General features: G+C 69.2%; 26 protein-coding genes. 11 read left to right on the forward strand and 15 right to left on the reverse strand.

Annotated elements, in window-relative coordinates; all coding sequences use genetic code 11:
* Positions 1-66: 66 nt before the first annotated feature.
* The 4 genes from ABD056_RS12460 (at position 67) to ABD056_RS12475 (ending at position 4,095) form a co-directional block, all read left to right on the forward strand.
* A complete protein-coding gene (locus ABD056_RS12460; RefSeq protein WP_343867062.1) occupies positions 67-969 on the forward strand; it encodes a polyprenyl synthetase family protein in 903 nt (300 codons plus the stop codon).
* Positions 970-997: 28 nt separating this feature from the next.
* Entirely contained in the window at positions 998-2,917 is a 1,920-nt protein-coding gene (gene dxs, locus ABD056_RS12465; protein WP_343867063.1) for a 1-deoxy-D-xylulose-5-phosphate synthase, read from the forward strand.
* 3 nt (positions 2,918-2,920) lie between these two features.
* Positions 2,921-3,700, forward strand: coding sequence for a TlyA family RNA methyltransferase (locus ABD056_RS12470; protein ID WP_343867065.1), 780 nt, complete (start codon positions 2,921-2,923; stop codon positions 3,698-3,700).
* 161 nt (positions 3,701-3,861) lie between these two features.
* Positions 3,862-4,095 carry a hypothetical protein gene (locus ABD056_RS12475; protein WP_343867067.1) on the forward strand — a complete coding sequence of 78 codons (234 nt, stop codon included), beginning with the start codon at positions 3,862-3,864 and terminating at the stop codon, positions 4,093-4,095.
* Positions 4,096-4,137: 42 nt separating this feature from the next.
* Here ABD056_RS12475 and ABD056_RS12480 read toward each other — a convergent pair whose 3' ends face one another.
* Entirely contained in the window at positions 4,138-5,298 is a 1,161-nt protein-coding gene (locus ABD056_RS12480) for an iron-containing alcohol dehydrogenase (protein ID WP_343867069.1), read from the reverse strand.
* A 290-nt stretch (positions 5,299-5,588) separates the two neighbouring features.
* Here ABD056_RS12480 and ABD056_RS12485 point away from each other — a divergent pair, with 290 nt between their 5' ends.
* Positions 5,589-6,341 (forward strand): creatininase family protein, encoded by a 753-nt coding sequence (locus ABD056_RS12485; protein ID WP_343867071.1) that lies wholly within the window; start codon positions 5,589-5,591, stop codon positions 6,339-6,341.
* 120 nt (positions 6,342-6,461) lie between these two features.
* On the opposite strand, the gene ABD056_RS12490 is transcribed toward ABD056_RS12485, so the two are convergent.
* Together ABD056_RS12490 and ABD056_RS12495 are read right to left on the reverse strand one after the other, a co-directional pair.
* Complete coding sequence (locus ABD056_RS12490; protein WP_343867073.1) at positions 6,462-7,682, reverse strand: CaiB/BaiF CoA transferase family protein; 1,221 nt, start codon at positions 7,680-7,682, stop codon at positions 6,462-6,464.
* 122 nt (positions 7,683-7,804) lie between these two features.
* Positions 7,805-8,983, reverse strand: coding sequence for an acyl-CoA dehydrogenase (locus ABD056_RS12495; protein WP_343867075.1), 1,179 nt, complete (start codon positions 8,981-8,983; stop codon positions 7,805-7,807).
* A gap of 173 nt (positions 8,984-9,156) precedes the next feature.
* Between ABD056_RS12495 and ABD056_RS12500 the strand changes: the two genes are divergently transcribed.
* On the forward strand, positions 9,157-10,077 hold the full coding sequence (locus tag ABD056_RS12500) for a LysR substrate-binding domain-containing protein (RefSeq protein ID WP_343867077.1): 921 nt from the start codon (positions 9,157-9,159) through the stop codon (positions 10,075-10,077).
* Between the two features lie 337 nt (positions 10,078-10,414).
* A complete protein-coding gene (locus ABD056_RS12505) occupies positions 10,415-11,137 on the forward strand; it encodes a PEP-CTERM sorting domain-containing protein (RefSeq protein WP_343867078.1) in 723 nt (240 codons plus the stop codon).
* A gap of 70 nt (positions 11,138-11,207) precedes the next feature.
* Here the strand turns inward: ABD056_RS12505 and ABD056_RS12510 are convergent, their stop codons facing one another.
* The 3 genes from ABD056_RS12510 to gabD form a co-directional block, all read right to left on the reverse strand.
* Entirely contained in the window at positions 11,208-12,581 is a 1,374-nt protein-coding gene (locus ABD056_RS12510) for an aspartate aminotransferase family protein (RefSeq protein WP_343867080.1), read from the reverse strand.
* A gap of 127 nt (positions 12,582-12,708) precedes the next feature.
* Entirely contained in the window at positions 12,709-14,001 is a 1,293-nt protein-coding gene (gene gabT / locus ABD056_RS12515) for a 4-aminobutyrate--2-oxoglutarate transaminase (RefSeq protein ID WP_343867082.1), read from the reverse strand.
* Positions 14,002-14,075: 74 nt separating this feature from the next.
* Positions 14,076-15,536, reverse strand: coding sequence for an NADP-dependent succinate-semialdehyde dehydrogenase (gene gabD, locus ABD056_RS12520; protein WP_343867083.1), 1,461 nt, complete (start codon positions 15,534-15,536; stop codon positions 14,076-14,078).
* A gap of 245 nt (positions 15,537-15,781) precedes the next feature.
* On the opposite strand from gabD, the gene ABD056_RS12525 reads away from it, so the two are divergent.
* On the forward strand, positions 15,782-16,339 hold the full coding sequence (locus ABD056_RS12525) for a cupin domain-containing protein (RefSeq protein WP_343867085.1): 558 nt from the start codon (positions 15,782-15,784) through the stop codon (positions 16,337-16,339).
* Here the strand turns inward: ABD056_RS12525 and ABD056_RS12530 are convergent.
* The 6 genes from ABD056_RS12530 to ABD056_RS12555 all read right to left on the reverse strand — a co-directional run bounded on the left by ABD056_RS12530 (position 16,334) and on the right by ABD056_RS12555 (position 21,415).
* A complete protein-coding gene (locus tag ABD056_RS12530) occupies positions 16,334-16,669 on the reverse strand; it encodes a type II toxin-antitoxin system PemK/MazF family toxin (RefSeq protein WP_343867087.1) in 336 nt (111 codons plus the stop codon). The genes ABD056_RS12525 and ABD056_RS12530 overlap by 6 nt on opposite strands.
* Positions 16,666-16,875 carry an antitoxin MazE family protein gene (locus tag ABD056_RS12535; RefSeq protein ID WP_343867089.1) on the reverse strand — a complete coding sequence of 70 codons (210 nt, stop codon included), beginning with the start codon at positions 16,873-16,875 and terminating at the stop codon, positions 16,666-16,668. Before ABD056_RS12535 ends, ABD056_RS12530 begins: the two co-directional genes overlap by 4 nt.
* Positions 16,876-16,973: 98 nt before the next feature.
* Positions 16,974-17,798, reverse strand: coding sequence for an ABC transporter permease (locus ABD056_RS12540; protein WP_343867091.1), 825 nt, complete (start codon positions 17,796-17,798; stop codon positions 16,974-16,976).
* A 22-nt stretch (positions 17,799-17,820) separates the two neighbouring features.
* Positions 17,821-19,089 carry an ABC transporter permease gene (locus ABD056_RS12545; protein ID WP_343867093.1) on the reverse strand — a complete coding sequence of 423 codons (1,269 nt, stop codon included), beginning with the start codon at positions 19,087-19,089 and terminating at the stop codon, positions 17,821-17,823.
* Between the two features lie 91 nt (positions 19,090-19,180).
* Entirely contained in the window at positions 19,181-20,233 is a 1,053-nt protein-coding gene (locus tag ABD056_RS12550; RefSeq protein ID WP_343867095.1) for an ABC transporter substrate-binding protein, read from the reverse strand.
* A gap of 84 nt (positions 20,234-20,317) precedes the next feature.
* The gene (locus tag ABD056_RS12555) at positions 20,318-21,415 is read right to left on the reverse strand and encodes an ABC transporter ATP-binding protein (protein ID WP_343867096.1); all 1,098 of its coding nucleotides are present in this window, start codon (positions 21,413-21,415) and stop codon (positions 20,318-20,320) included.
* Between the two features lie 325 nt (positions 21,416-21,740).
* Between ABD056_RS12555 and ABD056_RS12560 the strand changes: the two genes are divergently transcribed.
* From ABD056_RS12560 to ABD056_RS12570, 3 genes are all read left to right on the forward strand, one after another.
* The gene (locus ABD056_RS12560) at positions 21,741-22,760 is read left to right on the forward strand and encodes an ABC transporter substrate-binding protein (protein WP_343867098.1); all 1,020 of its coding nucleotides are present in this window, start codon (positions 21,741-21,743) and stop codon (positions 22,758-22,760) included.
* Positions 22,761-22,826: 66 nt separating this feature from the next.
* The gene (locus tag ABD056_RS12565; RefSeq protein WP_343867099.1) at positions 22,827-23,738 is read left to right on the forward strand and encodes an ABC transporter permease; all 912 of its coding nucleotides are present in this window, start codon (positions 22,827-22,829) and stop codon (positions 23,736-23,738) included.
* Positions 23,735-24,529: an ABC transporter ATP-binding protein gene (locus ABD056_RS12570; protein ID WP_343867101.1), complete on the forward strand. Its 795-nt coding sequence runs from the start codon at positions 23,735-23,737 to the stop codon at positions 24,527-24,529. The genes ABD056_RS12565 and ABD056_RS12570 overlap by 4 nt, the downstream gene beginning before the upstream one ends.
* A gap of 14 nt (positions 24,530-24,543) precedes the next feature.
* Here the strand turns inward: ABD056_RS12570 and ABD056_RS12575 are convergent, their stop codons facing one another.
* Genes ABD056_RS12575 through ABD056_RS12585 form a run of 3 tightly spaced genes read right to left on the reverse strand, consistent with a single transcriptional unit; the run spans position 24,544 to position 26,074 of the window.
* Positions 24,544-24,861, reverse strand: coding sequence for a CcdB family protein (locus ABD056_RS12575; RefSeq protein ID WP_343867103.1), 318 nt, complete (start codon positions 24,859-24,861; stop codon positions 24,544-24,546).
* Position 24,862: 1 nt separating this feature from the next.
* A complete protein-coding gene (locus ABD056_RS12580; protein ID WP_343867104.1) occupies positions 24,863-25,105 on the reverse strand; it encodes a type II toxin-antitoxin system CcdA family antitoxin in 243 nt (80 codons plus the stop codon).
* A 57-nt stretch (positions 25,106-25,162) separates the two neighbouring features.
* On the reverse strand, positions 25,163-26,074 hold the full coding sequence (locus ABD056_RS12585; protein WP_343867106.1) for a DMT family transporter: 912 nt from the start codon (positions 26,072-26,074) through the stop codon (positions 25,163-25,165).
* Positions 26,075-26,158: the final 84 nt, after the last annotated feature.

Below are 26,158 nucleotides of genomic sequence, written 5' to 3' on the forward strand. Positions count from 1 at the left end.
GCCGTCGCCATCCCCGGTCCGCCGTCCGATCCCGTTGCCCGCCGCCTGCCTGGAGATCCGCCCCACATGAGCCGCCTTCGCGAGTTGATGGCCGAGCGTGCCAGTGCCGTGGAAGAGGAACTCGCCCGCCTGCTGCCGGTGGACGATCTGCCGGAACGCCGGCTGTGGGAAGCCATGCGCTACGCCTGCCTGAACGGCGGCAAGCGGCTACGGCCGTTCCTGGTCACCGCCACCGCCGACATGTTCCGGGTGTCGTCGGCCGCCTCGCTGCGGGTGGCGGCGGCGGTGGAGATGCTGCACTGCTACAGCCTGGTGCACGACGACCTGCCGGCCATGGACGACGACGACCTGCGCCGCGGCCGGCCCACCGTCCACCGCCGGTTCGACGAAGCCACCGCCATCCTGGCCGGCGACGGCCTGCTCACCCGCGCCTTCGAGGTGCTGGCCGATGTGGGCGCCCACCCCGATCCGGCGGTGCGGACGGAACTGGTGATGGAACTGGCGCGCGCCGCCGGGGCCGGCGGCATGGTCGGCGGCCAGATGGTCGACCTGCTGGCCGAGCGTCAGGACGGCTTCGGCCCGGCCATGGACGTCGCCGCCGTCACCCGCATGCACCAGTTGAAGACCGGCGGCCTGATCGGCTTCTCGTGCTGCGCCGGGGCCATCCTCGGCAAGGCCAGCCTGCCGCTGCGGCAGGCGCTGTCGAAATACGCCCACGACCTCGGCCTTGCCTTCCAGATCGTCGACGACCTGCTCGACGTGGAAGGCGATACCGCCGAACTGGGCAAGACCGCCGGCAAGGATGCCGCCGCCGGAAAACAGACCTTTGTTACCCTGCTTGGTGTCGAGCGCGCCCGCACCCATGCTGACATGCTGGTGCAGCAGGCCGTGACCCACCTCAAGCCGTTCGACGGTGAGGCCGACCTGCTGCGCGAGGTTGCGCAGTTCGTCCTGACGCGCCGCGCCTGACCGTCCGTTGCCGCCAAAGGAACATACCTTGACCCAGCGCCCCGCTACCCCGCTCCTTGATACCGTGTCCGGCCCCGCCGACCTGCGCGGCCTGCCCCTCGACCGGCTGAAGGAGCTGGCCGAGGAAGTGCGCGCGGACCTGATCGATGCGGTGTCGCGCACCGGCGGCCACCTGGGTGCCGGCCTCGGCGTGGTGGAACTGACGGTGGCGCTGCACCATGTGTTCGAAACCCCGCGCGACCGCCTGATCTGGGACGTCGGCCACCAGTGCTACCCCCACAAGATCCTCACTGGCCGCCGCGAGTCCCTGCGCACCATCCGCCAGCCGGGCGGCATCTCCGGCTTCACCCTGCGCAGCGAGAGCGAGTACGACCCCTTCGGCGCCGGCCACAGCTCCACCTCCATCTCCGCCGGGCTCGGCATGAAGGTGGCGTGCGACCTGCTGGGCGATGACCGTCATGTGGTCTGCGTCATCGGCGACGGCGCCATGTCGGCCGGCATGGCCTACGAGGCGATGAACAACGCCGGCGCCATGAACTCCAAGCTCATCGTCATCCTCAACGACAACGACATGAGCATCGCGCCGCCGGTGGGGGCCATGTCGGCCTATCTGTCCAAGGTGCTGTCGTCCAAGCCGTGGCTGTCGGCGCGCAACATCGCCAAGGAGATGGCCGCCCGCTTCCCCGGTCCGCTGGAACGCGCCGCCAAGCGGGCGGAGGAATACGCCCGCGGCCTGATGACCGGCGGCACCCTGTTCGAGGAACTGGGCTTCTATTACGTCGGCCCCATCGACGGCCACAAGATGGACCATCTGGTGCCGGTGCTGAAGAACGTGCGCGACACCAACCACACCGGTCCGGTGCTGATCCACGTCGTCACCCAGAAGGGCCGCGGCTATCCCCCCGCCGAGGCGGCGGCCGACAAGTACCACGGGGTGTCGAAGTTCGACGTGGTGACCGGCGCCCAGGCGGCGTCGAAGCCGAACGCGCCGAGCTACACCAGCGTCTTCGCCAAGGCCCTGGTGGCGGAGGCGCGGCGCGATGACCGGGTGGTCGCCATCACCGCCGCCATGCCGGGCGGCACCGGCCTCGACGTGTTCGGCGACGAGTTCCCCGGCCGCACCTTTGACGTCGGCATCGCCGAGCAGCACGCCGTCACCTTCGCCGCCGGACTGGCGTGCGAGGGCTTCAAGCCGTTCTGCGCCATCTATTCGACCTTCCTGCAGCGGGCCTTCGATCAGGTGGTCCACGACGTGGCGATCCAGAACCTGCCGGTGCGATTCGCCATCGACCGCGCCGGCTTCGTCGGCGCCGACGGGGCGACCCACCAGGGCGTGTTCGACATCGCCTATCTCAGCTGCCTGCCCAACATGGTGGTCATGTGTCCGTCCGACGAGGCGGAACTGGTCCATGCCGTCGCCACCGCCGCCGCCTATGGCGACGGTCCCTTCGCCTTCCGCTACCCGCGCGGCGAGGGTGTCGGCGCCGCCCTGCCGGAGGCCGGCGAGCCGGTGCCGGTGGGCAAGGGGCGGGTGGTGCGCGAGGGCGCCTCGGTGGCGCTGCTATCCCTCGGCCCGCGCCTCGCCCACTGCCTGAAGGCGGCGGAAGACCTGGCGGCGCGCGGTCTGCCCGCCACCGTCGCCGACATGCGCTTCGCCAAGCCCATCGACACCGATCTGGTCCGCCGGCTGGCCGCCAGCCACGAGGTGCTCATCACCATCGAGGAAGGCTCGCGCGGCGGTTTCGGCGCCCATGTGCTGCAGTTCCTGGCCGACGAGGGCCTGCTGGACCACGGCCTGAAGGTCCGCACCCTGGCCATTCCCGACCACTTCTTCGAGCACGACAAGCCGGAAACCCAGTACGCCCAGGCCCGCCTGACCGACGCCGACGTGGTGGCGACGGCGCTGAAGGCGCTCGGCCGCGGCAGTGAAGGCGCGGTGCGGGCGTAAGCCGTGAACGGGCGCACCGACAAGGGGGACAAGGTGGAGAAGCTCCGCCTCGACCAGCTGCTGGTCGACCGCGGGCTGGTGGACAGCCGCAGCCGCGCCCAGGCGCTGGTCATGGCCGGGCTGGTCTATTCCGGCGAGCGCAAGCTGGACAAGGCCGGGGTCAAGGTGGCGGCCGACATCGCGCTGGAGGTGCGCGGCCAGGATCACCCCTGGGTGTCGCGCGGCGGCCTGAAGCTGGAGAAGGGGCTGGCGGAGTTCGGCTGCGACCCGTCCGGCTTCGTCTGCATCGACGTCGGCGCCTCCACCGGCGGCTTCACCGACGTGCTGCTGACCAAGGGGGCCGCCAAGGTCTATGCCGTCGACGTCGGCTATGGTCAACTCGCCCACAAGCTGCGGGTGGATGGCCGGGTGGTGGTGATGGAACGCACCAACGCCCGCCACCTGACCGCCACCGACATCCCCGATGCCGTCGACATGGTGGTCTGCGACGCCAGCTTCATCGGCCTGCGCACGGTGCTGCCGGCGGCGCTGGCGCTGGTGAAGCCGGGCGGCTGGCTGATCGCCCTCATCAAGCCGCAGTTCGAGGTCGGCAAGGAGCGGGTCGGCAAGGGCGGCGTGGTGCGCGACCCCGCCCTGCACGCCGAGGTCTGCGCCACCATCGGCGACTGGCTGGCCGGGCTGGACGGCTGGCAGGTGCTCGGCATCACCGAAAGCCCGATCAAGGGGCCGGAGGGCAATGTCGAGTTCCTCATCGCCGGCCGCAGACTGGCGGCAGGCGCCTGACCACCCCAATCTTGTAATCTGCCCGCAGGCGCCGGGCGTTACCCACGAGAGGGAGCAACACGGCCCGGCACGGCTCCGGCACGCGGATCGTCGGCGACGAGGAACCCATGGTCGAAACAGCCATCACGGACTCCGGGCCCACGTCGTGGGATCGCCGTATCGTGCGGACGGTTGCGGCGGGGCCTTATGTGGTGCGGGTCTACGACATGCCCTCGGAACAGCTGCAGCTGGTCACCTTCGAGTGCCTGCGCCATCCCCGCTGGCGCAAGTGGAAGGTCAGCCGCGACGACGCCTTCATCGCCGAAACGTTCTGGCGTTGGGCGCTGCACGCCCGCCTGTTCGGCCTGCTGCAGCCGGTGACCGAGTGGCTGCGGCCGCTGGGCTGGCGCTGGTAGGCGCCGGGCCCGGCGGCGCGCGGCCGGTGGAGCGGCGGGCGATCAGCCGAAGGACTGGCGGTAGAGCGCCTGGATCTGCTCCGCCGTCGGCAGGTGGGCGGGGTCGGGCACCAGGCCCGGCGGCACCGCCGCATCGGCCATGCCGGCCAGGGCCTCCATGAAGGCGTCCTCCGAGATGCCGAAGGCGCGCGGGCTCGGCACCTCCAGGTCGGTGCACAGGCGGCGCAGCCAGCCCACCAGCTTGGCGCCGGCGACATCGTCGTCGTCCTGCTCGTGCGCCACGCCCATGGCGCGGGCCGCCTCGGCATAGCGCTCGGGCGCCGCCGCCAGGCTGAAGCTGGTGACGGCCGGCAGCAGCATGGCGCTGCCCAGCCCCTGCGGCACCCGGAAGAACAGCGCCATGGCCCGGCTCATGCCGTCCACCAGCCCGTGCGAGGCATCGGAATAGGCGAGGCCGGCCTCCATGGCGGCGGTCATCATGTCTTCGCGCGCGTGGGCATCGCCGGGCGACTTCACCACCCGCGGCAGCGCCTTGCCGATCAGCCGCAGGGCCGACAGCGCCAGGGCGTCGGACACCGGCGTGGCGCGGCGGCTGACGTAGGCTTCCAGGGCATGGGTGAGGGCGTTGAGGCCGCCGTCGATGGTCTGCCGGCGCGGCAGGTCGAGGGTCAGTTCCCAGTCGATGATGGCGCCTTCCGGCACGCAGCCGAGGCCGGCGAGGATCAGGCGTTCGCCGCTGCCCTGGTCGATGATGACGGCGAAGCGGCTGACTTCCGAGCCGGTGCCGGCGGTGGTGGGGATGCACAGCAGCGGCAGCACCCGCAGGTCGGCCGCCTGCGGCAGCGCCCAGCGCCGCAGCGGCCCGCCGCCGCCGTAGAGCAGCAGCATGGCCTTGGCGACATCCATCACCGAGCCGCCGCCGAAGGCGACCACGCCGTCGAAATCCCCCGCCTGCAGCACCGCCACGCCCCGCCGCACGGCCTCGTCGGTCGGCTCGCCGGCGCCGTCGTGGAAGACCTGCACGCAGGCGCCGGTGTCCTGCATGGGGGCCAGCACCCGCCGCAGCATGTCGCCGCCGGCCAGTGCCGGATCGGTGACCACCAGCGGCCGCCGCACTCCCATGCGGCCAAGAACCTCGGCGGCGCGCGCGGCCGTGCCGCCGCCCACCAGCATGAAGCGTGGACCCGTAAGTAAGCTGGACATGAACCTTCCTCCCGTGCAGATCGCCGCATCCCGATGCGCGACACCCGTCTTTCGCGGGCCCTTGTCTGTCCCAGGGAAAAGTCTACGCCCGAGTGCGGTGCAGCAGGTGTGCGAAAAAGGCATAGGCAGAGCGGGGGCTTGCGCCGTTCCGACATGGCGCCGGCGGGTGTCGACCGTCGGCGGCCGGGTGGCCCTTTTCAGCGGCCGGCGGCCCGTGCTAGGCAAGGCGGACCACCGGCCGCGGGCGTCGCGCGCGGCCGTCTCCCCCGCGGCATACGGAAGCTTCCCCCATGCGCCTGCACCTTTGCACCTGGCCCGACGTCGAGCGCTACCTCGGCACCTCCACCGGCATCATCGTCCCCATCGGCTCCACCGAGCAGCACGGGCCGAGCGGCCTGATCGGCACCGACGCCCTGTGCGCCGAAGCCATCGCCATCGGCGCCGGGGACCGGCTGGAGGCCATGGTCGGGCCGTCCATCAACATCGGCATGGCGGTGCACCACATGGCCTTCGCCGGCAGCATGACCTACCGCCCGTCGACCCTGGTCGCCGTCATCCGCGACTATGTGATGGCGCTGACGGCGCACGGCTTCCGCCGCTTCCTGTTCGTCAACGGCCACGGCGGCAACATCCCGACGCTGCAGTCGGCGTGGTACGAGATCCACGAGGAACTGAACCGCACCGGCCACCCCGATGCCGGCGACGTCCGCTTCGCGGTGCAGAACTGGTGGTCGGGCGCCCAGGTGAAGGCCTATGCCGACGAAGCGTTCGGCGCCGCCGAAGGCAGCCACGCCACTTGCACCGAGATCAGCCTGATGCAGTTCCTCTACCCCGATCACGCGCCGGTGCTGGCGGCGCCGCTCGACCCGGCGGTGGCGCCGCATCACGCCTTCCACGGCCCGGCCCATTACCGCGCCGTCCACCCCGACGGCCGCATCGGCTCCGACCCGTCGCTGGCCAGCCCCGACCACGGCGGCCGGCTGCTCGACATCGCGGTGATGGAGGCCATGGCGGCCTATGAAAAGCTGACCGCGACCCCCTGAGCGCACGAAAAAAATCGGCGTCCTCCTGGTAGGGCAGGAGGACGCCGAAGGTGTGCGCGGATCGTCGCGCGGGGGGAGCCCTGGGAGGGAGTCAGGTCGGGCTCGAAAACCGGTCAGGTGTCAGACGATGCCGGCCTGGCGCAGCCGCTCCACCTCGTCGGCGGCAAGGCCGAGGCCCTGCAGCACCGCATCGGTATCCTGGCCAAGCGTCGGCGGCGCGCGGTCGTAGGCGACCGGCGTGGCGGAAAACTTCATCGGGCTCGCCACCAGATCGACGTGGCCGGCGGTCGGGTGCGGCACGCTGACCTTGAGGCCGCGGTGGATGACCTGCGGATCGGCGAAGACCTGATCGAGGGTGTTGATCGGGCCGCAGGGGACGCCGGCCGCTTCCAGGCTCTCCAGCCAGAAGGCGGAGGGGCAGGCGCGGATCAGCTCGGCGATTTGCGGCACCAGCTCGTCCCGGTTCTGCACGCGGGCGCGGTTGGTGGCGTAGCGGGCATCCTGCGCCAGCTCCGGCTGGCCGGCGACGGCGCAGAAGCGGGCGAACTGGCCGTCGTTGCCCACCGCCAGGATGATGTAGCCGTCGGCGGTCTGGAAGGCCTGGTAGGGGACGATGTTCGGATGGGCGTTGCCCAGCCGCTTCGGCACCATGCCGCCGGCGAGGTAGTTCATCGCCTGGTTGGCAAGGGTCGCCACCTGCACGTCCAGCAGCGCCATGTCGATGTGCTGGCCCTCGCCGGTGCGCTCCTTGTAGGACAGCGCCGCCAGGATGGCCGAGGTGGCGTACATGCCGGTGAAGATGTCGGTGATGGCGACGCCGACCTTCATGGGCTCGGCCCCGGGGGCGCCGTCGGGGGCGCCGGTCAGGCTCATCAGCCCGCCCATGCCCTGGATCATGAAGTCGTAGCCGGCGCGGTGGGCATACGGCCCGTCCTGGCCGAAGCCGGTGATGGAGCAATAGACCAGCGACGGGTTCACCGCCTTCAGGCTGGCGTAGTCGAGGCCGTACTTCTTCAGGCCGCCGACCTTGAAGTTCTCGATCACCACATCGGCATCGGCGGCCAGCTTGCGCACCAGCTCCTGCCCCTGCGGCTGCGTGAAGTCGATGGTGACGGAGCGCTTGCCGCGGTTGGCCGACAGGTAGTAGGCGGCTTCGGCGGTGTCGTTGCCGGCCTCGTCCTTGAGGAACGGCGGGCCCCAGCCGCGGGTGTCGTCACCGGCGCCGGGGCGCTCCACCTTGATGACCTCGGCGCCGAGGTCCGCCAGCATCTGCCCGGCCCAGGGCCCCGCGAGGACGCGGCTCAGGTCGAGGACGCGGACATGGGCAAGCGGGCCGGTCATGGTGGCGAAGTCTCCTGGCGGCGACAGCGGGAAGGCGTGGATAGGGGAAACGCGGCGGAACGGCCGTTTGGGAAGCCGGGCAGGGATCGGTCGTCCCGCCGCGTTTCAACAGGCGCTCGGCGTCAGCCGAAGGCCTGCAGTCCGGTCTGGGCGCGGCCCAGGATAAGGGCGTGGACGTCGTGCGTGCCCTCGTAGGTGTTGACGGTTTCCAGGTTGATCATGTGACGGATGACCTGGAACTCCAGGCTGATGCCGTTGCCGCCGTGCATGTCGCGGGCGACACGGGCGATCTGCAGGGCCTTGCCGCAGTTGTTGCGCTTGATGAGGGAGATCATCTCCGGCGCCCAGTTGCCGTCGTCGATCAGGCGACCGACGCGCAGGCAGGCCTGCAGGCCGAGGGTGATTTCCGTCTGCATGTCGGCCAGCTTCAGCTGCACCAGCTGGGTGTGGGCCAGCGGGCGGCCGAACTGCTTGCGGTCGAGCGTGTACTGGCGGGCACGGTGCCAGCAATCCTCCGCGGCGCCCATGGTGCCCCAGGCGATGCCGTAGCGGGCCTTGTTGAGGCAGCCGAACGGACCGCCGAGACCGCTGGCGCCGGGCAGCAGGTTCTCTTCCGGCACGAAGCACTCGTCCAGCACGATCTCGCCGGTGATGGAGGCGCGCAGGGAGGCCTTCTGGGTGATCTTCGGCGCCGAGAAGCCCTTGGAGGACGCTTCGACGATGAAGCCCTTGATCTTGCCCTCATGGGCGTCGGACTTCGCCCACACGATGGCGATGTCGGAGATCGGGCTGTTGGTGATCCACATCTTGGAGCCCGACAGCAGGTAACCGCCGTCGACCTTCTTGGCGCGGGTCTTCATGCTGCCGGGGTCGGAGCCGGCGTCCGGCTCGGTCAGGCCGAAGCAGCCGATCATCTCGCCGGTGGCCAGCTTCGGCAGGTACTTCTTCTTCTGCTCTTCGGTGCCGTAGGCATAGATCGGGTGCATGACCAGCGACGACTGCACCGACATGGCGGAGCGGTAGCCGCTGTCCACCCGCTCCACTTCGCGGGCGATCAGGCCGTAGGCAACGTGGGAGACGCCGGAGCAGCCGTAGTCTTCCGGGATGGTCGGGCCGAGCAGGCCGAGTTCGCCCATCTCGGACATGATCTCGCGGTCGAAGCGCTCATCCTCGAAGGCGCTGGTGACGCGCGGCTGCAGCTTTTCCTGGCAATAGGCGCGGGCGCTGTCGCGCACCATGCGCTCTTCGTCGGTGAGCTGCTGGTCGAGGAGGAACGGGTCTTCCCACGTAAACGGCTTCATGGTTCCGGCTTCTCCGAATGTCGGATGTCTCTTGCAGGTCTGAGGATGGCGCGGCGGGGCAGGGGGATCAAAGACGGAGTTGTGATGCAAGCCATAGGCAGAAGCTATGGCTCGATTGCGGGGGTGAAGGAAACGGGATAGGTTTGGACCCTCGATCACCTGGGGGGGCGGCCATGGACCTGCGCCAGCTGCGCTATTTCCTCGCCATCTGCGACGATGGTGCCTTCACCCGGGCGGCGGAGCGGCTGCGGGTGGCGCAGCCCGCCCTGTCGGCGCATGTGAAGGCGCTGGAGGAGGAACTGGGGGTGGAGCTGCTGCTGCGCACCGCCCGCGGCGTGGTGCCGACCGAGCAGGGGGCCCGGCTGGCCGCCCACGCCCGCCGCATCCTGGCGGAAGTGGAATCGCTGCGCGACGACATCCGCGGCGCCGGCTCGGTGCCGTCGGGGCCGGTGGCGGTGGGCATCCCGACCTCGCTTGGCATGGTGCTGACGGTGCCGCTGGCGCTGGCGGTGCGGCGGGCGCTGCCGCAGGTCACCCTGCGCATCGCCGAGGGTCTGTCCGGCCACACCCTGGAATGGCTGCGGGCGGGGCAGCTGGACCTCGCCATCGTGTTCGACGTCGACACCCCCCAGCGCCTGGCCCTGACGCCGCTGGCGCAGGAAGGACTGTGGGTGATCGGGCCGAAGGACGATCCGCTGCTGACCGCCGCCGGCGCGGCCGGGCTGCCCTTTGCCGAGGCGGCGGGCCTGCCGCTCATCCTCACCGGCGCCCCCCACGGCCTGCGGCGGGAGGTGGAGCGCACCGCCCGCGAGACCGGCGCACCGCTCAACGTGATCCTGGAACTGGACGCGCTGGAGCACATCAAGGCGCTGGTGGAGGGTGGCGCCGGCTATGCCATCCTGTCGCGGCGGGTGGCGGCGCGGGAACTGGACCAGGGCCGGCTGGCCGGGGCAGCCATCATCGCCCCCACCATCGACCGCACCATCCAGCTCGCCCACCCCTCGGACCGGCCCCTGTCCATCGCGGCCGGGGCGGTGCGCGGCCTGCTGCTGGACATCGTCGCCGACCTGACGCGGGACGGCCAGTGGCGATAGGGGCGGGGGAGCGGCGGGTGTCGGTGGCTCTGACATCTCGCCTTTCGCGGGAAAACGCCGCCGCTGCCGTCCGGCGCGCGAGGATGGCGGCCTGAGCGGCCCCTTTTCACGATCTTCGTCGCAGGCAGGCCGCGCCCTTCCGCGCAGGGGGCGCAGGGGCCAAGGTCGGTCTTGCCCCCAAGGGCGCAGTCGGCGGCTCTGACAGGGTTGGTTCGATGTTTGCGGGAGCATGGCGCAAGTGCCTGCCGCAGCGCGATTTTCGGCCGTGGCACGGGCCGTGCTGATGGCGGGCGGCGCCCCCTTGCGGCGCTGCTCAACCATGGGAGACGCGCGTGACATGGGCAGGATGACAACTTTTGCGGCGGCCGCCCTGGCCGTGATGGCCGCCGCCGTGACGGCCGCGCCGGCCACCGCCGCCTTCATCGACCCCGGCCGCTACTGCAGCGCCGGGGGTGCCACCATCGCCCCCGACGACGTCAGCACCGACGTCGGGGCGGGGGTACAGACCGCCTCCGACTGCTACGGCGCCTTTTCGATCAAGGAGGCGAAGACCGCCCTCGGCGGCAACGGCAATGGGTCGGAGCAGCAGATCCTGCGGGCGCTATGGGGCGACGGGCTGGTGGCGGTCGGCAAATGGGACGGCGCCGACACCGCCCTGAGCGTGAACCTCGGCGGTCTGATCATCACCGGCATTGCCGCCGACCTTGCCGGCGGCTGGACCATCTCGTGGACCGCTGATCCGACCTCCGTGCTGCCGGCGCGGCTGACCCTGGCGGTGCTGCTGAAGGCCGGCTCCGCCAATGGCGCCAACGGCACCGCCGATGCCGGCAGCTGGTTGTTCGCCGACCTCTACACCCCCTATGGCTCCACCGGTGCCAGCGGCAGCTTCGCCATCGGCTGGGTCAACGGCGGCGGCCAGGTGCCGGGCCTGTCGCACCTGACCCTGGCGGCGCTGCTGACGCCGCTGCAGGTGCCGGAGCCGGCTTCGGCGGCGCTGCTGCTGGCGGGGCTGGCGGCGGTGGCGGCGGTGCGGCGGCGGGGACGGCCGTCCCGCCCGTGAACGGCAAGGCCCCGCCGGAGTGCTCCGGCGGGGCCTCGTGATGCGGCCGTCGAGAGGGCGGGCTGCTGCGTCAGGCCGGGGCGCCGATCTCGTGGGTGACCGTGTTCAGCGCCTGTTCGAAGCGGTCGAACATCTGGTCGATTTCCACCTCGCTGATGATCAGCGGCGGCGAGAAGGCGATGATGTCGCCGGCCATGGCGCGCAGGATGACGCCGTTGGCCTGGGCCTGGTTGACCACCCGCGGACCGACTGCCTGCGACGGGTCGAAGTTGGCCTTGGTGGCCTTGTCGGTCACCAGCTCCACCGCGCCGATCAGGCCGACGCCGCGCGCCTCGCCCACCAGCGGGTGGTCGGCGAGCGCCTTCAGGCGGGCCTGCATGCGCGGCGCCACCGCCTGGATGTGGCCGATGATGTCGCGCTCGGCATAGATCTTCAGCGTCTCGTTGGCGACGGCGGCGGCCACCGGATGGGCGCTGTACGTATACCCATGACCGAAGGAGCCGATCTTGCCGGTTTCGCCGCGGATGCCCTGATAGACCTTCTCGTTGATCAGCACCGCCGAGATGGGCAGGTAGGCCGAGGACAGCGCCTTGGCCATGGTCATGATGTCCGGCTGCAGGCCGAAGGTTTCCGAGCCGAACATGCTGCCGGTACGGCCGAAGCCGCAGATCACTTCGTCGGCGACGAACAGGATGTCGTGCTTCTTCAGGATCGCCTGGATCTTCTCGAAGTAGGTCTTCGGCGGCACGATGACGCCGCCGGCGCCCATCACCGGCTCGGCGAAGAAGGCGGCGATGGTGTCGGCGCCCTCGCGCTCGATCAGCGCTTCCAGGTCGGCGGCCATGCGGTCGGCGAAGGCTTCCTCGGTCTCGCCGGCCTCACCGTAGCGGTAATGGTGCGGGCAGGAGGTGTGCAGGATGCGGTCGATGGGCAGGTCGAAGCTGCGGTGGTTCAGCGGCAGCCCGGTCAGGCTGGCGGCGGCGACGGTGACGCCGTGGTAGCCGCGCAGGCGGGCGATGATCTTCTTCTTTTCCGGCTTGCCGATGGCATTGTGATAGTACCAGATCATCTTCACGGCGGTGTCGTTGGCTTCCGACCCGCTGTTGCAGAAGAAGGCCTTCGACATCGGCACCGGCGCCATCTGCACCAGGGTTTCCGACAGGCGGATGCCCGGCTCGTGCGCCTTGTGGTTGAACATGTGGAAGAACGGCAGCGCCTCCATCTGGCGCTTGGCCGCCTCCACCAGGCGCGGCTCGTTGAAGCCGAGCGAGGTGCACCACAGGCCGGCCATGCCCTCGATATAGTCCTTGCCGGCGTCGTCGAAGACGCGCACGCCTTCGCCGCGCACGGCGACCATGGGGCCCGACTGCTCGTGGGCGACGGCGTTGGTGTAGGGGTGCAGCGCGTAGGCGATGTCGGCGTCGCGCAGGCTGTTGGACGTCATGGGCGGACCTCGGAGGGGCTGGCGTGGCGGAACAGGGCTGAAAGATCGGCGGCCCGGCCTCGGGGAGGAAAGCCGGGCCGCCATCCCTGGGGGAGGGTGCAGGGTTCGTGGATCGCTGCCAAGGGGATCAGGCGGCGGCCGCGAGTTCCTCCAGGGTCGACTCGATGATGTCCAGGCCCTCGCTGATGAGGGCGTCGGAGGCGGTCAGCGGCACCAGGAAGCGGATGACGTTGCCGCGGGTGCCGCAGGCCAGCAGGATCAGGCCCTTCTTGGCGACCGCCTGGACCAGCGCCTTGGTCAGGTCGGCGGCCGGGGCGCGGGTGTCGCGGTCGGTGACCAGTTCCATGGCGATCATGGCGCCCTGGCCGCGGATGTCGCCGATGCAGGACAGGCTGTTCTTCTGCGCCATGGCCTTCAGGCGGTCGGTCATCAGGGTGCCGATGGCGTTGGCGCGGGCGATGAGGCCTTCTTCCTCGATCACCTCCAGCACCGCCAGACCGGCGGCGCAGGCCAGCGGGCTGCCGGCATAGGTGCCGCCGAGACCGCCCGGATTGGCGCCGTCCATCACCTCGGCCTTGCCGGTCACGGCGGACAGCGGGAAGCCGCCGGCCAGCGACTTGGCCATGGTCATCAGGTCGGGCTCGATGCCGGCGTGCTCGATGGCGAACATCTTGCCGGTGCGGGCGAAGCCGGTCTGGATCTCGTCGATGATGAGCAGGATGCCGTGCTCGTCGCAGATCTTGCGCAGGGCCTGCAGCCATTCCGCCGGGGCGATGTTGAAGCCGCCTTCGCCCTGGACGGGCTCCAGGATCATGGCGGCGACGCGGGCCGGATCAACGTCGGACTTGAGCAGGGTGTCGAGGTACTTGAGCGAATCTTCCACCGACACGCCGTGGTAGGCGTTGGGGAACGGCGCGTGGAACACTTCCGCCGGCATCGGGCCGAAGCCGGCCTTGTAGGGGACGACCTTGCCGGTCAGCGCCATGCCCATCATGGTGCGGCCGTGGAAGGCGCCCGAGAAGGCGATGATGGCGGACCGCTTGGTGTAGGCGCGGGCGATCTTGACCGCGTTCTCCACCGCCTCGGCGCCGGTGGTCAGGAACAGGGTCTTCTTCGGCGTCGGGCCGGGCACCAGGGCGTTCAGCTTCTCGGCCAGCTGGACGTAGCTCTCGTACGGCGTCACCTGGAAGCAGGTGTGGCTGAACTTGTCGAGCTGGCCGGCGACGGCGGCCCTCACCTTCGGGTGCATGTGGCCGGTGTTGAGGACCGCGATGCCGCCGGCGAAGTCGATGTAGCGGTTGCCTTCGACGTCCCAGATCTCGGCGTTCTCGGCGCGCTGGGTGAAGACGGGCAGCATGGTGGCGACGCCGCGGGGAATGGCGGTCTCGCGCCGGGCGTTCAGCTCCAGGTTAGCAGTCATTGTAAAGGACTCCGGCTGATAGTCTGTCGGTTTCGTTTGATGGGGTAGGTAAGAACTCTGCTGGTCTGCCCGGCTTACTTGATGCCACCCATGCAGAGGTACTTGATCTCGATGAAGTCATCCATGCCGTACTTGGAGCCCTCGCGGCCGATGCCGGACTCCTTGATGCCGCCGAAGGGGGCGACTTCGGTGGAGATGATGCCTTCGTTGATGCCGAGGATGCCGTATTCCAGCGCCTCCGACACGCGCCAGATGCGGCCGATGTCGCGGGCGTAGAAGTAGGCCGCGAGGCCGTACTGGGTGTCGTTGGCCATGCGGATGGCCTCTTCCTCGGTGTCGAACTTGAACAGCGGCGCGACCGGGCCGAAGATCTCTTCCGAGAACAGCTCCATGTCCTTCGACACGTTGGTCAGGATGGTCGGCTCGTAGAAATTGCTGCCGGCCTCGTGGCGCTTGCCGCCGATTTCCACCTTGGCGCCCTTGGCGACGGCGTCCTCGACCAGACGCTCCACCTTGGCGATGCCCTTCTCGTTGATGAGCGGGCCGGTGGTGACGCCTTCCTCGAAGCCGGAGCCGACCTTCATCTTGCGCACGGCTTCGGCCAGCTTGGCGGCGAAGGCGTCGTAGACGCTCGACTGCACCAGGATGCGGTTGGCGCAGACGCAGGTCTGGCCGGCGTTGCGGTACTTGGACATCATGGCGCCGGCGACGGCGGCGTCCAGGTCGGCATCGTCGAACACGATGAACGGCGCGTTGCCGCCCAGCTCCAGGCTGACCTTCTTCACGGTGCCGGCGCACTGCTGCATGAGCAGCTTGCCGATCTGGGTGGAGCCGGTGAAGGACAGCTTGCGGACGATGGGGTTGGCGGTCAGTTCGCCGCCCACTTCCTTGGCGTTGGCGGTGGTGACGATGTTGAAGACGCCGGCGGGGATGCCCGCCCGCTCCGCCAGTTCGGCCAGGGCGAGGGCGGACAGCGGGGTGTCTTCGCCCGGCTTGATCACCACGGTGCAGCCGGCCGCCAGGGCGGGGGCGCACTTGCGGGTGATCATGGCGTTGGGGAAGTTCCACGGGGTGATGGCGGCCACCACGCCGATGGGCTGCTTCAGCACCAGGATGCGCTTGTCGGCGCCGTGGCTCGGGATGACGTCGCCGTAGATGCGCTTGCCTTCCTCGGCGAACCACTCGATGAACGAGGCGCCGTAGGCCACTTCACCGCGGGCTTCGGCCAGCGGCTTGCCCTGTTCGGCGGTCATGATCTTCGCCAGGTCTTCCTGGGCGGCCATGATCAGCTCGAACCACTTGCGCAGGATGGTGGCGCGTTCCTTGGCGGTCTTGGCGCGCCAGCCGGGCAGGGCGCGGTCGGCGGCTTCGATGGCGCGGCGGGTTTCGGCGGCGCCCATGTCGGGCACCTGCGCCAGCTCCTTGCCGTCGGCCGGGTTGGTGACGGCGAAGGTCTTGCCGCTGTCGGCGCCGGCCCAGGCGCCATCGATGTAGGCCTTGTCGCGCAGGAGCTTGGCGTCGCTGAGCTGCACCATCGTGAATTGCCTCCTTGGTCTGGTTCGGGGCGGCGGCCGCAGCACCGGCAGGGCGGCCGTATCGCCGTTTCGTGGGCGTGCCGAACAGGCTACCACGTTTAAAAAAATAGACAACGCATCCGGGGCCGTTCCGTCACGGTCCATTCAGGGAAAATGCCGGGGCTCCACTCACATATTCGGGCTGGTGAACGGCCGTTCCTCAGTTTAAAATATTAGACGACATAAAAAACGGGAGGTCAGGGGACATGGAATTCGACGTGGGCGCCCGCCTGCGTGCCATACGGGAACAGCACGGTCTGTCGCAGCGCCAGCTTGCCCAGCGGGCCGGCGTGACCAACGGCACCATTTCGCTCATCGAGCAGAACCGCAACAGTCCCTCCGTCGCCTCCCTGCGCAAGGTGCTGCAGGGCATTCCCATGTCGCTGGCCGAGTTCTTCTCGAACGAGATGCCGCCGCGGGAGAAGATCTTCTTCAAGCCGATGGACCTCATCCAGCTGACCAGCGAGATCGGCAAGGGGCGGGTTCTGTTCCGGCAGGTCGGCGACCTGCGCAACCGCACCCTGCAGATCCTGCACGAAACCTACGAGCCCGGCGCCGACACCGGCCGCACCATGCTGCAGCACGCTGGCGAGGAGGGCGGCATCGTCATCTCCGGCCGCATCGAGCTGACGGTCACCGACCAGAAGGAGATCCTGGAGCCGGGCGACAGCTACCTGTTCGACAGCCGCCAGCCCCACCGCTTCCGCAATCCCTTCGACGAGGCCTGCGTCATCGTCTCCGCCTGCACGCCGCCTTACCTATGAGGCCGGGGAGAGGCCGAGAAAGGTGACGAGGGCCTGGTCAAGCAGCGCCACCTGATCCGGGCGCAACTGCCCGATGACGCCGCCGATGTTCCGCCGGGGGATGGCATAAACCTTGTCCACCATGGCAAAGGACGTCTGCTTCAGACCGTTGCTCTCGCCGGGGTCGAACTGCGGGCGGAACAGCGGCGCGTCGACGGCGTGGGTGGTGAGCGGACAGATCACCACCGATTCGGTGTTGGCGAACTCTTCCGCCTGCACCACGACAGCCGGCCGCGGCTTGCGGCTGTAGGGTCCGGCGGCCGCCACCAGGACGACCATGCCGCGTTTCATTCCTCGTCCCCGAAGTCGCCCGTTTCCTCGATGAAGCGGGTGATGTCGTCTTCTTCGGGCGACTGTGCCGCATTGCGGGACTGGCGGGCAGCCTCTGCCGCGTAGCCGGGGGCAGAGCGATCGGGAACCCACACCACCATGGGACGCAGCCCCATCGCCCGCTTCTCGGCTTCTTCCTGAGGTGTCGGCTTCCAGTCGTGTCCCATCGCATCGGCTCCTGCGGGCGGGTTTCTCCTAATCTAGAGCACCCCGCCCGCGGGAACAACGCGGCTGCCGGCCCGGCGGGCGGGCGGCAGCCGGATCGTCAGGACTTGATGCCGCGCAGCCGCTCGCCACGGCGGCGCAGGGCCTCCAGGCTCGCCAGCAGGGCGATGGACATCAGGGTCAGGATGGTGGCGACCGCGGTGATGATCGGGCTGATGTTCTCGCGGATGCCGGAGAACATCTCGCGCGGCAGGGTGTTCTGCTGCGGACCGGCCACCAGCAGGGCCACCACCACTTCATCGAAGCTGGTGGCGAAGGCGAACAGGGCGCCCGACGCCAGACCCGGCAGGATCAGCGGCAGGATGACGCGGAAGAACACCGTCGTCGGATGGGCCCCCAGGCTGGCCGCCGCCTTGGCGAGGTTCATGTCGAACCCCTGCAGGGTGGCCGACACGGTGATCACCACGAAGGGCGTCGCCAGGGCGGTATGGGCGAGGATCAGGCCGGTGTAGCTGCTGGTCAGGCCGAGCGGCGCGAAGAAGAAGTAGAAGCCGACGGCGGTGATGATGACCGGCACGATCATCGGCGACAGCACGATCGCCATGATCAGCCCCTTGCCACGGAAGGTCGCCCGAACCAGGCCGAGCGACGCCAGCGTGCCGAGGGTGGTGGCGAGCAGGGTGGAGATGGAGCCGACGAACAGGCTGTTCTTCACCGCGCTCATCCACCGCGGGCTTTCCAGGAACGCCTCGTACCAGCGCAGGGAGTAGCCCTGCAGCGGGTAGGTCAGGAACTGGCCGGAGTTCACGCTGAGCGGCATGATGGCGATGATCGGCGCCATCAGGAAGAACAGCACGAAGCCGGCGCTCAGCCACAGAACCCAGAGCCAGAACCATTCGGTGGGCGTGCGGGTATGCGTAGACATTGATCTGGTCCTCCTTCCCGCGTCAGCCCAGGCGCACCTTGTCGGCACCGACAAGGCGAGTGTAGACGGCGTACAGGATCATGGTGGCCACCAGCAGCACCGCGCCGAGCGCCGCCGCCATGCCCCAGTTCACCGTGCCGGTGGTGTAGAAGGCGATGAAGTAGCTGATCATCTGGTCGGCCGCACCGCCCACCAGGGCCGGCGTGATGTAGTAGCCGATGGCGATGATGAACACGAGCAGGGCGCCGGCCGAGATGCCGGGCAGGGTCTGCGGCAGGTAGACGCGCACGAAGGCGGTCACCGGCGGCGCGCCGAGCGAGGTGGCGGCCCGCATGTACACCGGCTTGATCCCCTTCATGACCGAGTAGAGCGGCAGGATCATGAACGGCAGCAGGATGTGGACCATGGCGATGTAGACGCCGGTGCGGTTGTAGATGAGGCGCAGCGGCTCATCCAGGATGCCCAGGAAGCGCAGCGCATCGTTCACCAGCCCCTGTTCCTGCAGCACCACCACCCAGGCGGCGGTGCGCACCAGCAGCGACGTCCAGAACGGCAGCAGCACCAGGATCATCAGAAGGTTGGCCTTCTTCGGCGGCAGGTTGGCCAGCAGGTAGGCCACCGGGAAGCCCATCACCAGGCAGATGAGCGTGACCATGGTGGAGATGAAGAAGGTGCGTCCGAACAGGGTCAGGTAGACCGCTTCCTGCTCCGGCGCGCTGACGATGGCGCCACTGGCGGTCTTTTCCTTGTCGACGGCGGCCAGCAGGAAGAACGACGTGAACGGGCCGCTGGCGCGGTCGATGGCGCCGAAGGTCTCGACGTTGGTCCAGGCCGGGTCCAGCTCCATCAGCACCGGCTTCCACGCCTCGGCCGTGTCCGGCAGGGCGCGGGCGGTGCCCATGATGAAGGTGCGGGCGCCGTTGATGTCGTAGTTCAGGCGTCGGGCGGCGGTGCCGATGGTGCGGTTTTCGCGGCTCTCGCGCAGGTCGGCGGCGAGGGCGGCGTAAATCTCCTCCGACGGCAGCTGGCTGCGGTCGCTCCACGTGCCGATGGCGGCGGTGGTGCGCGGCCAGACCTGCGAAAGCTCGGGGTCGTGGACGCTGCGCAGCATCATGCCGGCAATGGGGATCACGAAGGTGATCAGCAGAAACACAAGCAGGGGGGCGATGAGGCCAAAGGCCTTCAGCTGCCGCATCCGCTCGGCGCGGCGGAGCTTGGCCTTGAGCGCGCTGCGCTCCTTGGCGTCTCCGGCGGGGCGGGCGGTGGGCGACAGGGCGACGTCGGACGACATGGGCGCTCTTCTTCCGCAAGGTCCGGCCTTCGGGAGGCGGTGGGCCCGGCCCCACCGCCTCCGCCGGCCACTCAGGCTTCGGGTGGGTGCCTTACTGGGTGGCAGCCCACTTGTTGAAGCGCTCGGTCAGGCGATCGATGTTCTCCAGCCAGAAGGCGTCGGAGATCTGGATGGCGTTGGCCATGTTCGCCTCGTAGGTCGGCAGGTCCTTGCCGCGCTCTTCGGGGATCTGCTTGATGGCGTCCTTGTGGGTGACACCGTAGGCGATCTCCAGCGGCAGCTTCGCCTGGGCATCAGGGGTGCCGGCGAAGGCCAGGAACTGGTAGGCCTTGTCGAGGTTCGGGCTGTCCTTGAGGATGACCCAGCTGTCGACCGTGAACAGGCTGCCGTTCCACACCATGCCGAAGTTGCGGTTGTCGTTCTTGTTGGCGGCGTCGATGCGGCCGTTGTAGACCGACGTCATGGTGACTTCGCCGGAAGCGAGCAGCTGCGGCGGCTGGGCGCCCGACTCCCAGAAGATGAGGTCGGCGCGGATGCTGTCCAGCTTCTTGAAGGCGCGCTCGATGCCCTCGTCGGTGCCGAGCACCTTGTAGACTTCGGCCGGCGGCACGCCATCGGCCATCAGCGCGGCTTCCAGGGTGGTCTTCGGGCCCTTGCGCAGGGCGCGCTTGCCCGGATACTTCTGGGTGTCGAAGAAGTCGGCCCAGCCGTCCGGCGCGTCGCTCAGCTTGTTCTTGTCGTAGCCGATGACGAAGTTGTAGACGATGGCGCCGACGCCGCAGTCATGCACGGCGGAGGGGATGTAGGCATCCTTGCCGCCGATCTTCGACCAGTCCAGTTCCTCGAAGATGCCTTCCTCGCAGCCGAGTTCCAGCTCTTCGCTTTCCACCTGCACGACGTCCCAGTCGCTGGCGCCGCCCTGGACCTTGGCGCGCAGCACGCCGATGCCGCCGTTCCACGGCACGTCGATCACCGGCACGCCGGCCTGCTCGCTGAACGGCTTGAAGTAGATGCGGCCCTGCGCGGCCTGGTAGGCATCGCCCCACGACACGACGGTCAGGTCACGGGCCTGGGCGGCGACACCGGCGGTGGCGACGACGGCGGCGGCCGCGGCGGCAATGATCCCCTTCCTAACGATGCTCATTGTCGAAGTTCTCCCTGCTGTAAGGTGACGCAATCCTCCCTGCGCGCCGCCCCCGCGGGGCGGGCGGCGGCGCCGGTCGCTGCGTCAGGCGACCGGGTCGAGCGCCAGGCAGTTCTCGGCGGCGAAGCTGACGAACATTTCCTCGCCCGGATGCGGCACGGCGCGGCCGGAGCGGAAACGCATCTTCACCGTGAATTCGTCGTTGCCCGCGACCTTCATGCGTACCCGCATGTGGTCGCCGAGGTAGATGGTTTCCTGCACGCGGGCCGGCAGGCGGTTGGGGTGGTCGGGGCCGACGCCCTCGATCTCCACCTTCTCCGGCCGGAACGACAGGCTGGTACGGCTGCCGGGGCCGCCGATGTTCACCGCGCGGGCGGTGATCTGTTCGCCCGAGTCAAGCCGCACCGTGCAGAAGCCGCCGTCCACCGTCTCGACGGTGCCGTTCAGGATGTTGTTCTCGCCGATGAAGTGGGCGACGAAGCTGTTCTGCGGGTTTTCGTAAAGGTCCGACGGCGGCGCCAGCTGCTGGATGATGCCGTCGTTGAAGACGGCGATGCGATCCGACATGGTCAGCGCTTCCGACTGGTCGTGGGTGACGTAGACCACCGTCACGCCCAGGCTTTCGTGGATGTGCTTGATCTCGATCTGCATGTGCTCGCGCAGCTGCTTGTCGAGGGCGCCGAGCGGCTCGTCCATCAGCACCAGCTGCGGGTTGAACACCAGCGCGCGGGCAAGCGCCACGCGCTGCTGCTGACCGCCCGACAGCTGCGCCGGACGGCGCGAGCCCATGCCGGACAGCTTCACCATGTCGAGCGCCTTGCGGGCCCGCGCCAGCTGGTCGGACTTGTTCACCTTGCGCACCGACAGGGGGAAGGCGACGTTCTCTTCCACCGTCATGTGCGGGAACAGGGCGTAGTTCTGGAACACCATGCCGATGTCGCGCTTGTGCGGCGGGGTGTTCTTCAGCGACCGTCCGGCGAGCTTGATGTCGCCGTGGGTCGGCACCTCGAAGCCAGCCAGCATCATCAGCGAGGTCGTCTTGCCCGAGCCTGACGGGCCGAGCATGGTGAGGAACTCGCCCTTGCTGATTTCCAGATTGAGGTCCTTAACGACCAGGATCTCCCCGTCGTAGGTCTTCTGCACCCCTTCGAACGCGACCAGGGGGGCTTCCGTGCCTGCCATGTTGCCGTCCCGTGTTTCTCGTATTGTCGATAGGTTACGCTGCCCCCGGGACGCCAAGGCGCCCCCGACCCGGCCATGCAAATGCAGCATGGCAGCGTTTAATTTTTTAGACAACTCCTTTTTGCGTACTTTTCGTGCGCCGCCCGCTTGCCAAGCGCCCGTGCACAAAACTCAGGCAGAAACGCCCATCGCTTGCGCAGTGGGCTTAAAATATTAGACGCTTCTCCTGCTGGCACCACCGCTGCGGGAGGCGTGGCGGAGGCCGCTCGTCCCGCTGCCCGTCGCCGCCGTCGCGGCCTTGACGGAGGCGGCCTTTCCGCGCATCGTGCCGCTTTCCGCCACTCCCCAGCAGGAGGTCAGCAAGGTGCTGCTGAAACCGTTGCGCGTCGCCGCCGCCGCCGCCGCCGTGGTCGGCCTGTCGATGCTGTCGCTGAACGCCCAGGCCGCCGACACCAAGTCGGTGAAGATCACCGCCATCGTCGAGCATCCGGCCCTTGATGCCGTGCGCCAGGGCGTGCTGGATCAACTGGCGGAACAGGGCTTCAAGCAGGGCGAGTCGCTGGCGGTGGAGTTCCAGTCCGCCCAGGGCGATGTCGGCATTGCCGGCCAGATCGCCAAGAAGTTCGTGGGCGACGCCCCCGACGTCATCGTCGCCATCGCCACGCCGTCGGCCCAGGCTGCCGTCGCCGCCGCCCGCGGGCGCATTCCGGTGGTGTTCTCCGCCGTCACCGACCCGGTGCTGGCCCGCCTGATCGACGAGCCGGGCAAGGCCAAGGACGGCGTCACCGGCGTCTCCGACATGACCCCGGTCGCCAAGCACCTGGCCCTGATCCAGGAGATCGTGCCGGGCGTGAAGACCATCGGCATCGTCCACAACCCCGGCGAACCCAACGCCGTGGTGCTGGTCGACCTGGCGAAGCAGGCCGCCCCCGACCTCGGGCTGAAGGTGATCGTCGCCTCCGCCCCCACCTCCGGCGACGTACTGCAGGCGACCCGGTCGCTGGTGGGCAAGGCCGATGCCGTCTACATCCCCACCGACAACACCGTGATCTCGGCCCTGGAAGCCGCCATCAAGGTGGGTGAGGAAGCCAAGATGCCGATCTTCGCCGGCGACACCGACAGCGTGAACCGCGGCGCCGTCGCCGCCGCCGGCTTCGACTACTACGACGTCGGCCGCCAGACCGGCGTGCAGGTGGCGAAGATCCTGCAGGGCACCAAGGCCGCCGACATCCCGGTCGAGGGCGTCGAGGTCATGAAGCTGGCCGTCAACCCGGCTGCCGCCGCCCGCATGGGCGTCACCCTGCCGCAGGCGGTGGTGGAGCGCGCCGAGACGGTGGTGCAGTAACCCACGTTCTGTTCACGGCGGGGCCGTCCGGCGGGCGGCCCCGCAGCTTTTTCAGGAACCGCACCGGTGTCGCTCATCGCTTTTCTTGGTGCCATCGAGATCGGCCTTCTGTTCGGTCTGGTGGCGCTGGGCGTCTACATCTCGTTCCGCATCCTCAACTTCCCCGACCTGACGGTGGACGGCAGCCTGCCGCTCGGCGCCGGCGTGGCGGCGGTGCTGCTGATGGCGGGCGTCAACCCCTACCTCGCCACCCTGGCGGCCTTCTTCGCCGGCTGCGCGGCGGGGCTGGTGACGGCGTGGCTGAACGTGCGGTTGAAGATCCTGCACCTGCTGGCCTCCATCCTGACCATGATCGCGCTGTTCTCCATCAACCTGCGCGTCATGGGGCGGCCCAACATCGCCCTGCTGGGGCAGGAGACGGTGTTCACGCCCTTCGAGTCGCTGGGCCTGCCGTACTACTGGGTCAATCCGCTGGTGCTGCTGGTGGTGGTGATCGCCGCCAAACTGCTGCTCGACCGCTTCCTGCTGTCGGAGACCGGCCTCGCCATGCGGGCGACGGGCGCCAACCAGCGCATGGCGCGGGCCCAGGGCATCGACACCGGCCGCATGACCCTGCTCGGCATCGCGCTGTCCAACGGCATGGTGGCCTTCGCCGGGGCGCTGTTTGCCCAGCTGCAGGGCGGCGCCGACATCACCATGGGCGTCGGCGTCATCGTCATCGGCCTGGCCGCCGTGATCCTGGGCGAGGCGGTGATGTCCACCCGGACCATCATCCTGGCGACCATCGCCTGCATCGTCGGCTCCATCCTCTATCGCCTGATGGTGGCGCTGGCGCTCAATGCCGACGTGCTCGGCCTGCAGGCCCAGGACCTGAAGCTGATCACCGCCGTGCTGGTGGTGGCGGCCATGACCCTGCCGGGCATGCGCCGCAAGCTGAAGCTGAAATCCCTCACCGCCGGCGGAGGCGTGCGCAAATGATCGACGCGAGCGGCCTGCACATCCGCTTCAACCCCGGCACGCCGATCGAGAACCACGCCCTGCGCGGGCTGGGGCTCAGCATCCCGCAGGGGCAGTTCGTGACGGTGATCGGCTCCAACGGCGCCGGCAAGTCCACCTTCCTCAACATCCTGGCCGGCGAGCTGATTCCCGACGAGGGGACCGTGCTCATCGACGGGCAGGATGTCACCCGGTGGCCGACCGCCCGCCGCGCCGGCCTCTGCGCCCGCGTCTTCCAGGACCCCATGGCCGGCACCTGCGAGGGCCTGAGCATCGAGGAAAACCTCGCCCTTGCCGCCGCCCGCGGCCATCGCCGCGGCCTGCGCGCGGCGGTGCGCAACGAGCTGCGGGAGGAATTCCGCGAGCGCATCTCGGTGCTCGGCCTCGGGCTGGAAAACCGCCTGAGCGACAAGATGGGCCTGCTGTCGGGCGGCCAGCGGCAGGCGGTGAGCCTGGTGATGGCGACGCTGAACCCCATGAAGATCCTGCTGCTGGACGAGCACACGGCGGCGCTCGACCCCAAGACGGCGGCCTTCGTCATGGAGCTGACCGACCGTATCGTCGGCGAGAAGCAGCTGACCACGCTGATGGTCACCCACTCCATGCGCCAGGCCCTCGACCACGGCCACCGCACCGTCATGCTGCACGCCGGCGACGTGGTGCTGGACGTGGAGGGCGACGCCCGCCGCGGCATGAAGGTGGAAGACCTGCTGCACATGTTCGAGAAGGTGCGCGGCGAGGAAGTGGACGACGACAGCCTGATCCTCGGCTGACCGCTCCCGCGGCGTCAGTCGAAGGCGCGGGAGAGGAGCCAGTCGATGGCGGTGATGATCGTCTCGCCCTGGTCGGCGAGCGACGCCACCACCTCTCCCAGCGCCTGCCGCGGCAGGCTGGCAATGTTGAGGGTGTGCAGGAACACCCGCCGCCCTTCGATCTCGAACGACGGATTGATCGCGCGCTGAGGCAGGGGCAGGCGCTCCGCCGGGACCAGCGGGATGACCACGCGGCGGTCATAGGCGGCATAGGCCGTCGACTGCACGATGAGCCAATAGGGCGCCTCCGTCCGGCTGCGCCCGGTGTTGCGGACGACGTCGAACTGCCGCACGTCAGTAGTCCAGAAACTCGTCGATGGCGGTGCCGCGGGTCCGGTCCAGGTCGTTGAGCGCCTGCAGATGCGGGGCCAGCCGCTCCTGCTCCGCCTTGAGCGCCTGCCGCTTGCGGATGCTTTCCTGCAGGCCGCGCTCCAGTTCCACCGCCAGATCAAGCTCAAGCTCCCGCGCCTGCCGCAGCAGGTCGGCATTGACGGCGACCTTCACGGGGGCCTTCGGGGCATTGTGATCATACGGCATGGCGGGCGTCCGGCGGCGGCGTGGCTGTGACCAAGATGGCCCCCGCCGGCTCCGGCGTCAATCGGTGCGGCGGCGCAGGGTGAGGATCAGCATGGCCGCCACCAGCAGCACGCCGCCGACCATGCCGAGCGGCCCCAGGCGCTCGCCGAACAGCAGCCAGGCGAGCAGGGTGGCGGTCAGGGCCTCCAGCAGGGTGACGATGCTGGCGGCGGTGGCCGGGGTGGTCTTCATGCCGGTGAAGAACAGCACGTAGGACAGGCCGGTGGTCACCACGCCCAGGTAGATGAGCAGCGGCACGCCGAGGGCGACGTCGCTGACGCCGATGCCGGCGGGGGCGGCGAAGGGCAGCAGGCACAGCGCGCCGCCGCCGAAGCCGATGATGATGGTCTGGTAGGGGTGAACCGTGCCGGCCATGGAGCGGCCGGCGATCACCACCGTGGCGTAGGAGGCGGCGGCGCCGCTCGCCAGCAGGGCGCCGAGCAGCACCTGGGTGCCGGCGTCGCCGTCGGGCACGCCGACCAGCATCACCGTGCCGCCGACGGCCAGCGCCAGCGCCAGCAGGGTGCGGGCGCCGGGCGGTTCGCGCAGCAGCACCGACGACAGCACCGCCACCACCACCGGCGCGCCGCACAGGGCGACCAGGCTGGTGACGGTGACGCCGGCGCGGGCGACGGCGGCGTAGAAGAACACCTGATAGAAGGCCATGGCGAGGCCGGTCACCGCCACCAGCGGCACCGCCTTGCGCGACAGCCGGAACAGGCCGCGGCCGAGGGTCAGCCAGCCGAGCACCAGCAGCGGCGGCACCGACAGCGCCAGCCGCCAGAAGCCGACGCCGAGCGGCGTGGCATCGGCGTGCAGCATCAGGGTCTTGGCGGCGATGCTGCTGGTGCCCCACAGCACGGAGGCGAGGGCGACCAGCAGGATGCCGGTGCGGGCGGAACGGGCCATGACGGCGGCGGCGGTGGACATGGAAACTGCTCTGCTTCAGACGGAACCGGCGGCTACTGTGACCGAAACCGGCGGCGGCGTCTTGACCGCGCCGCCGGTTCCCTT

Origin of the sequence: Caenispirillum bisanense, from assembly GCF_039523075.1 — a bacterium.
In the GTDB taxonomy this organism is placed as follows: Bacteria; Pseudomonadota; Alphaproteobacteria; order Rhodospirillales; family Rhodospirillaceae; genus Caenispirillum; species Caenispirillum bisanense.

Coding starts and splice junctions, on each gene's coding strand:
- ABD056_RS12460 (WP_343867062.1), top strand. CDS start 67: ATGAGCCGCCTTCGCGAGTTGATGGCCGAGCGTGCCAGTGCCGTGGAA.
- ABD056_RS12480 (WP_343867069.1), bottom strand. CDS start 5,298: ATGTCCAGCTTACTTACGGGTCCACGCTTCATGCTGGTGGGCGGCGGC.
- ABD056_RS12485 (WP_343867071.1), top strand. CDS start 5,589: ATGCGCCTGCACCTTTGCACCTGGCCCGACGTCGAGCGCTACCTCGGC.
- ABD056_RS12490 (WP_343867073.1), bottom strand. CDS start 7,682: ATGACCGGCCCGCTTGCCCATGTCCGCGTCCTCGACCTGAGCCGCGTC.
- ABD056_RS12495 (WP_343867075.1), bottom strand. CDS start 8,983: ATGAAGCCGTTTACGTGGGAAGACCCGTTCCTCCTCGACCAGCAGCTC.
- ABD056_RS12500 (WP_343867077.1), top strand. CDS start 9,157: ATGGACCTGCGCCAGCTGCGCTATTTCCTCGCCATCTGCGACGATGGT.
- ABD056_RS12505 (WP_343867078.1), top strand. CDS start 10,415: ATGGGCAGGATGACAACTTTTGCGGCGGCCGCCCTGGCCGTGATGGCC.
- ABD056_RS12510 (WP_343867080.1), bottom strand. CDS start 12,581: ATGACGTCCAACAGCCTGCGCGACGCCGACATCGCCTACGCGCTGCAC.
- gabT (WP_343867082.1), bottom strand. CDS start 14,001: ATGACTGCTAACCTGGAGCTGAACGCCCGGCGCGAGACCGCCATTCCC.
- gabD (WP_343867083.1), bottom strand. CDS start 15,536: ATGGTGCAGCTCAGCGACGCCAAGCTCCTGCGCGACAAGGCCTACATC.
- ABD056_RS12525 (WP_343867085.1), top strand. CDS start 15,782: ATGGAATTCGACGTGGGCGCCCGCCTGCGTGCCATACGGGAACAGCAC.
- ABD056_RS12530 (WP_343867087.1), bottom strand. CDS start 16,669: ATGAAACGCGGCATGGTCGTCCTGGTGGCGGCCGCCGGACCCTACAGC.
- ABD056_RS12535 (WP_343867089.1), bottom strand. CDS start 16,875: ATGGGACACGACTGGAAGCCGACACCTCAGGAAGAAGCCGAGAAGCGG.
- ABD056_RS12540 (WP_343867091.1), bottom strand. CDS start 17,798: ATGTCTACGCATACCCGCACGCCCACCGAATGGTTCTGGCTCTGGGTT.
- ABD056_RS12545 (WP_343867093.1), bottom strand. CDS start 19,089: ATGTCGTCCGACGTCGCCCTGTCGCCCACCGCCCGCCCCGCCGGAGAC.
- ABD056_RS12550 (WP_343867095.1), bottom strand. CDS start 20,233: ATGAGCATCGTTAGGAAGGGGATCATTGCCGCCGCGGCCGCCGCCGTC.
- ABD056_RS12555 (WP_343867096.1), bottom strand. CDS start 21,415: ATGGCAGGCACGGAAGCCCCCCTGGTCGCGTTCGAAGGGGTGCAGAAG.
- ABD056_RS12570 (WP_343867101.1), top strand. CDS start 23,735: ATGATCGACGCGAGCGGCCTGCACATCCGCTTCAACCCCGGCACGCCG.
- ABD056_RS12580 (WP_343867104.1), bottom strand. CDS start 25,105: ATGCCGTATGATCACAATGCCCCGAAGGCCCCCGTGAAGGTCGCCGTC.
- ABD056_RS12585 (WP_343867106.1), bottom strand. CDS start 26,074: ATGTCCACCGCCGCCGCCGTCATGGCCCGTTCCGCCCGCACCGGCATC.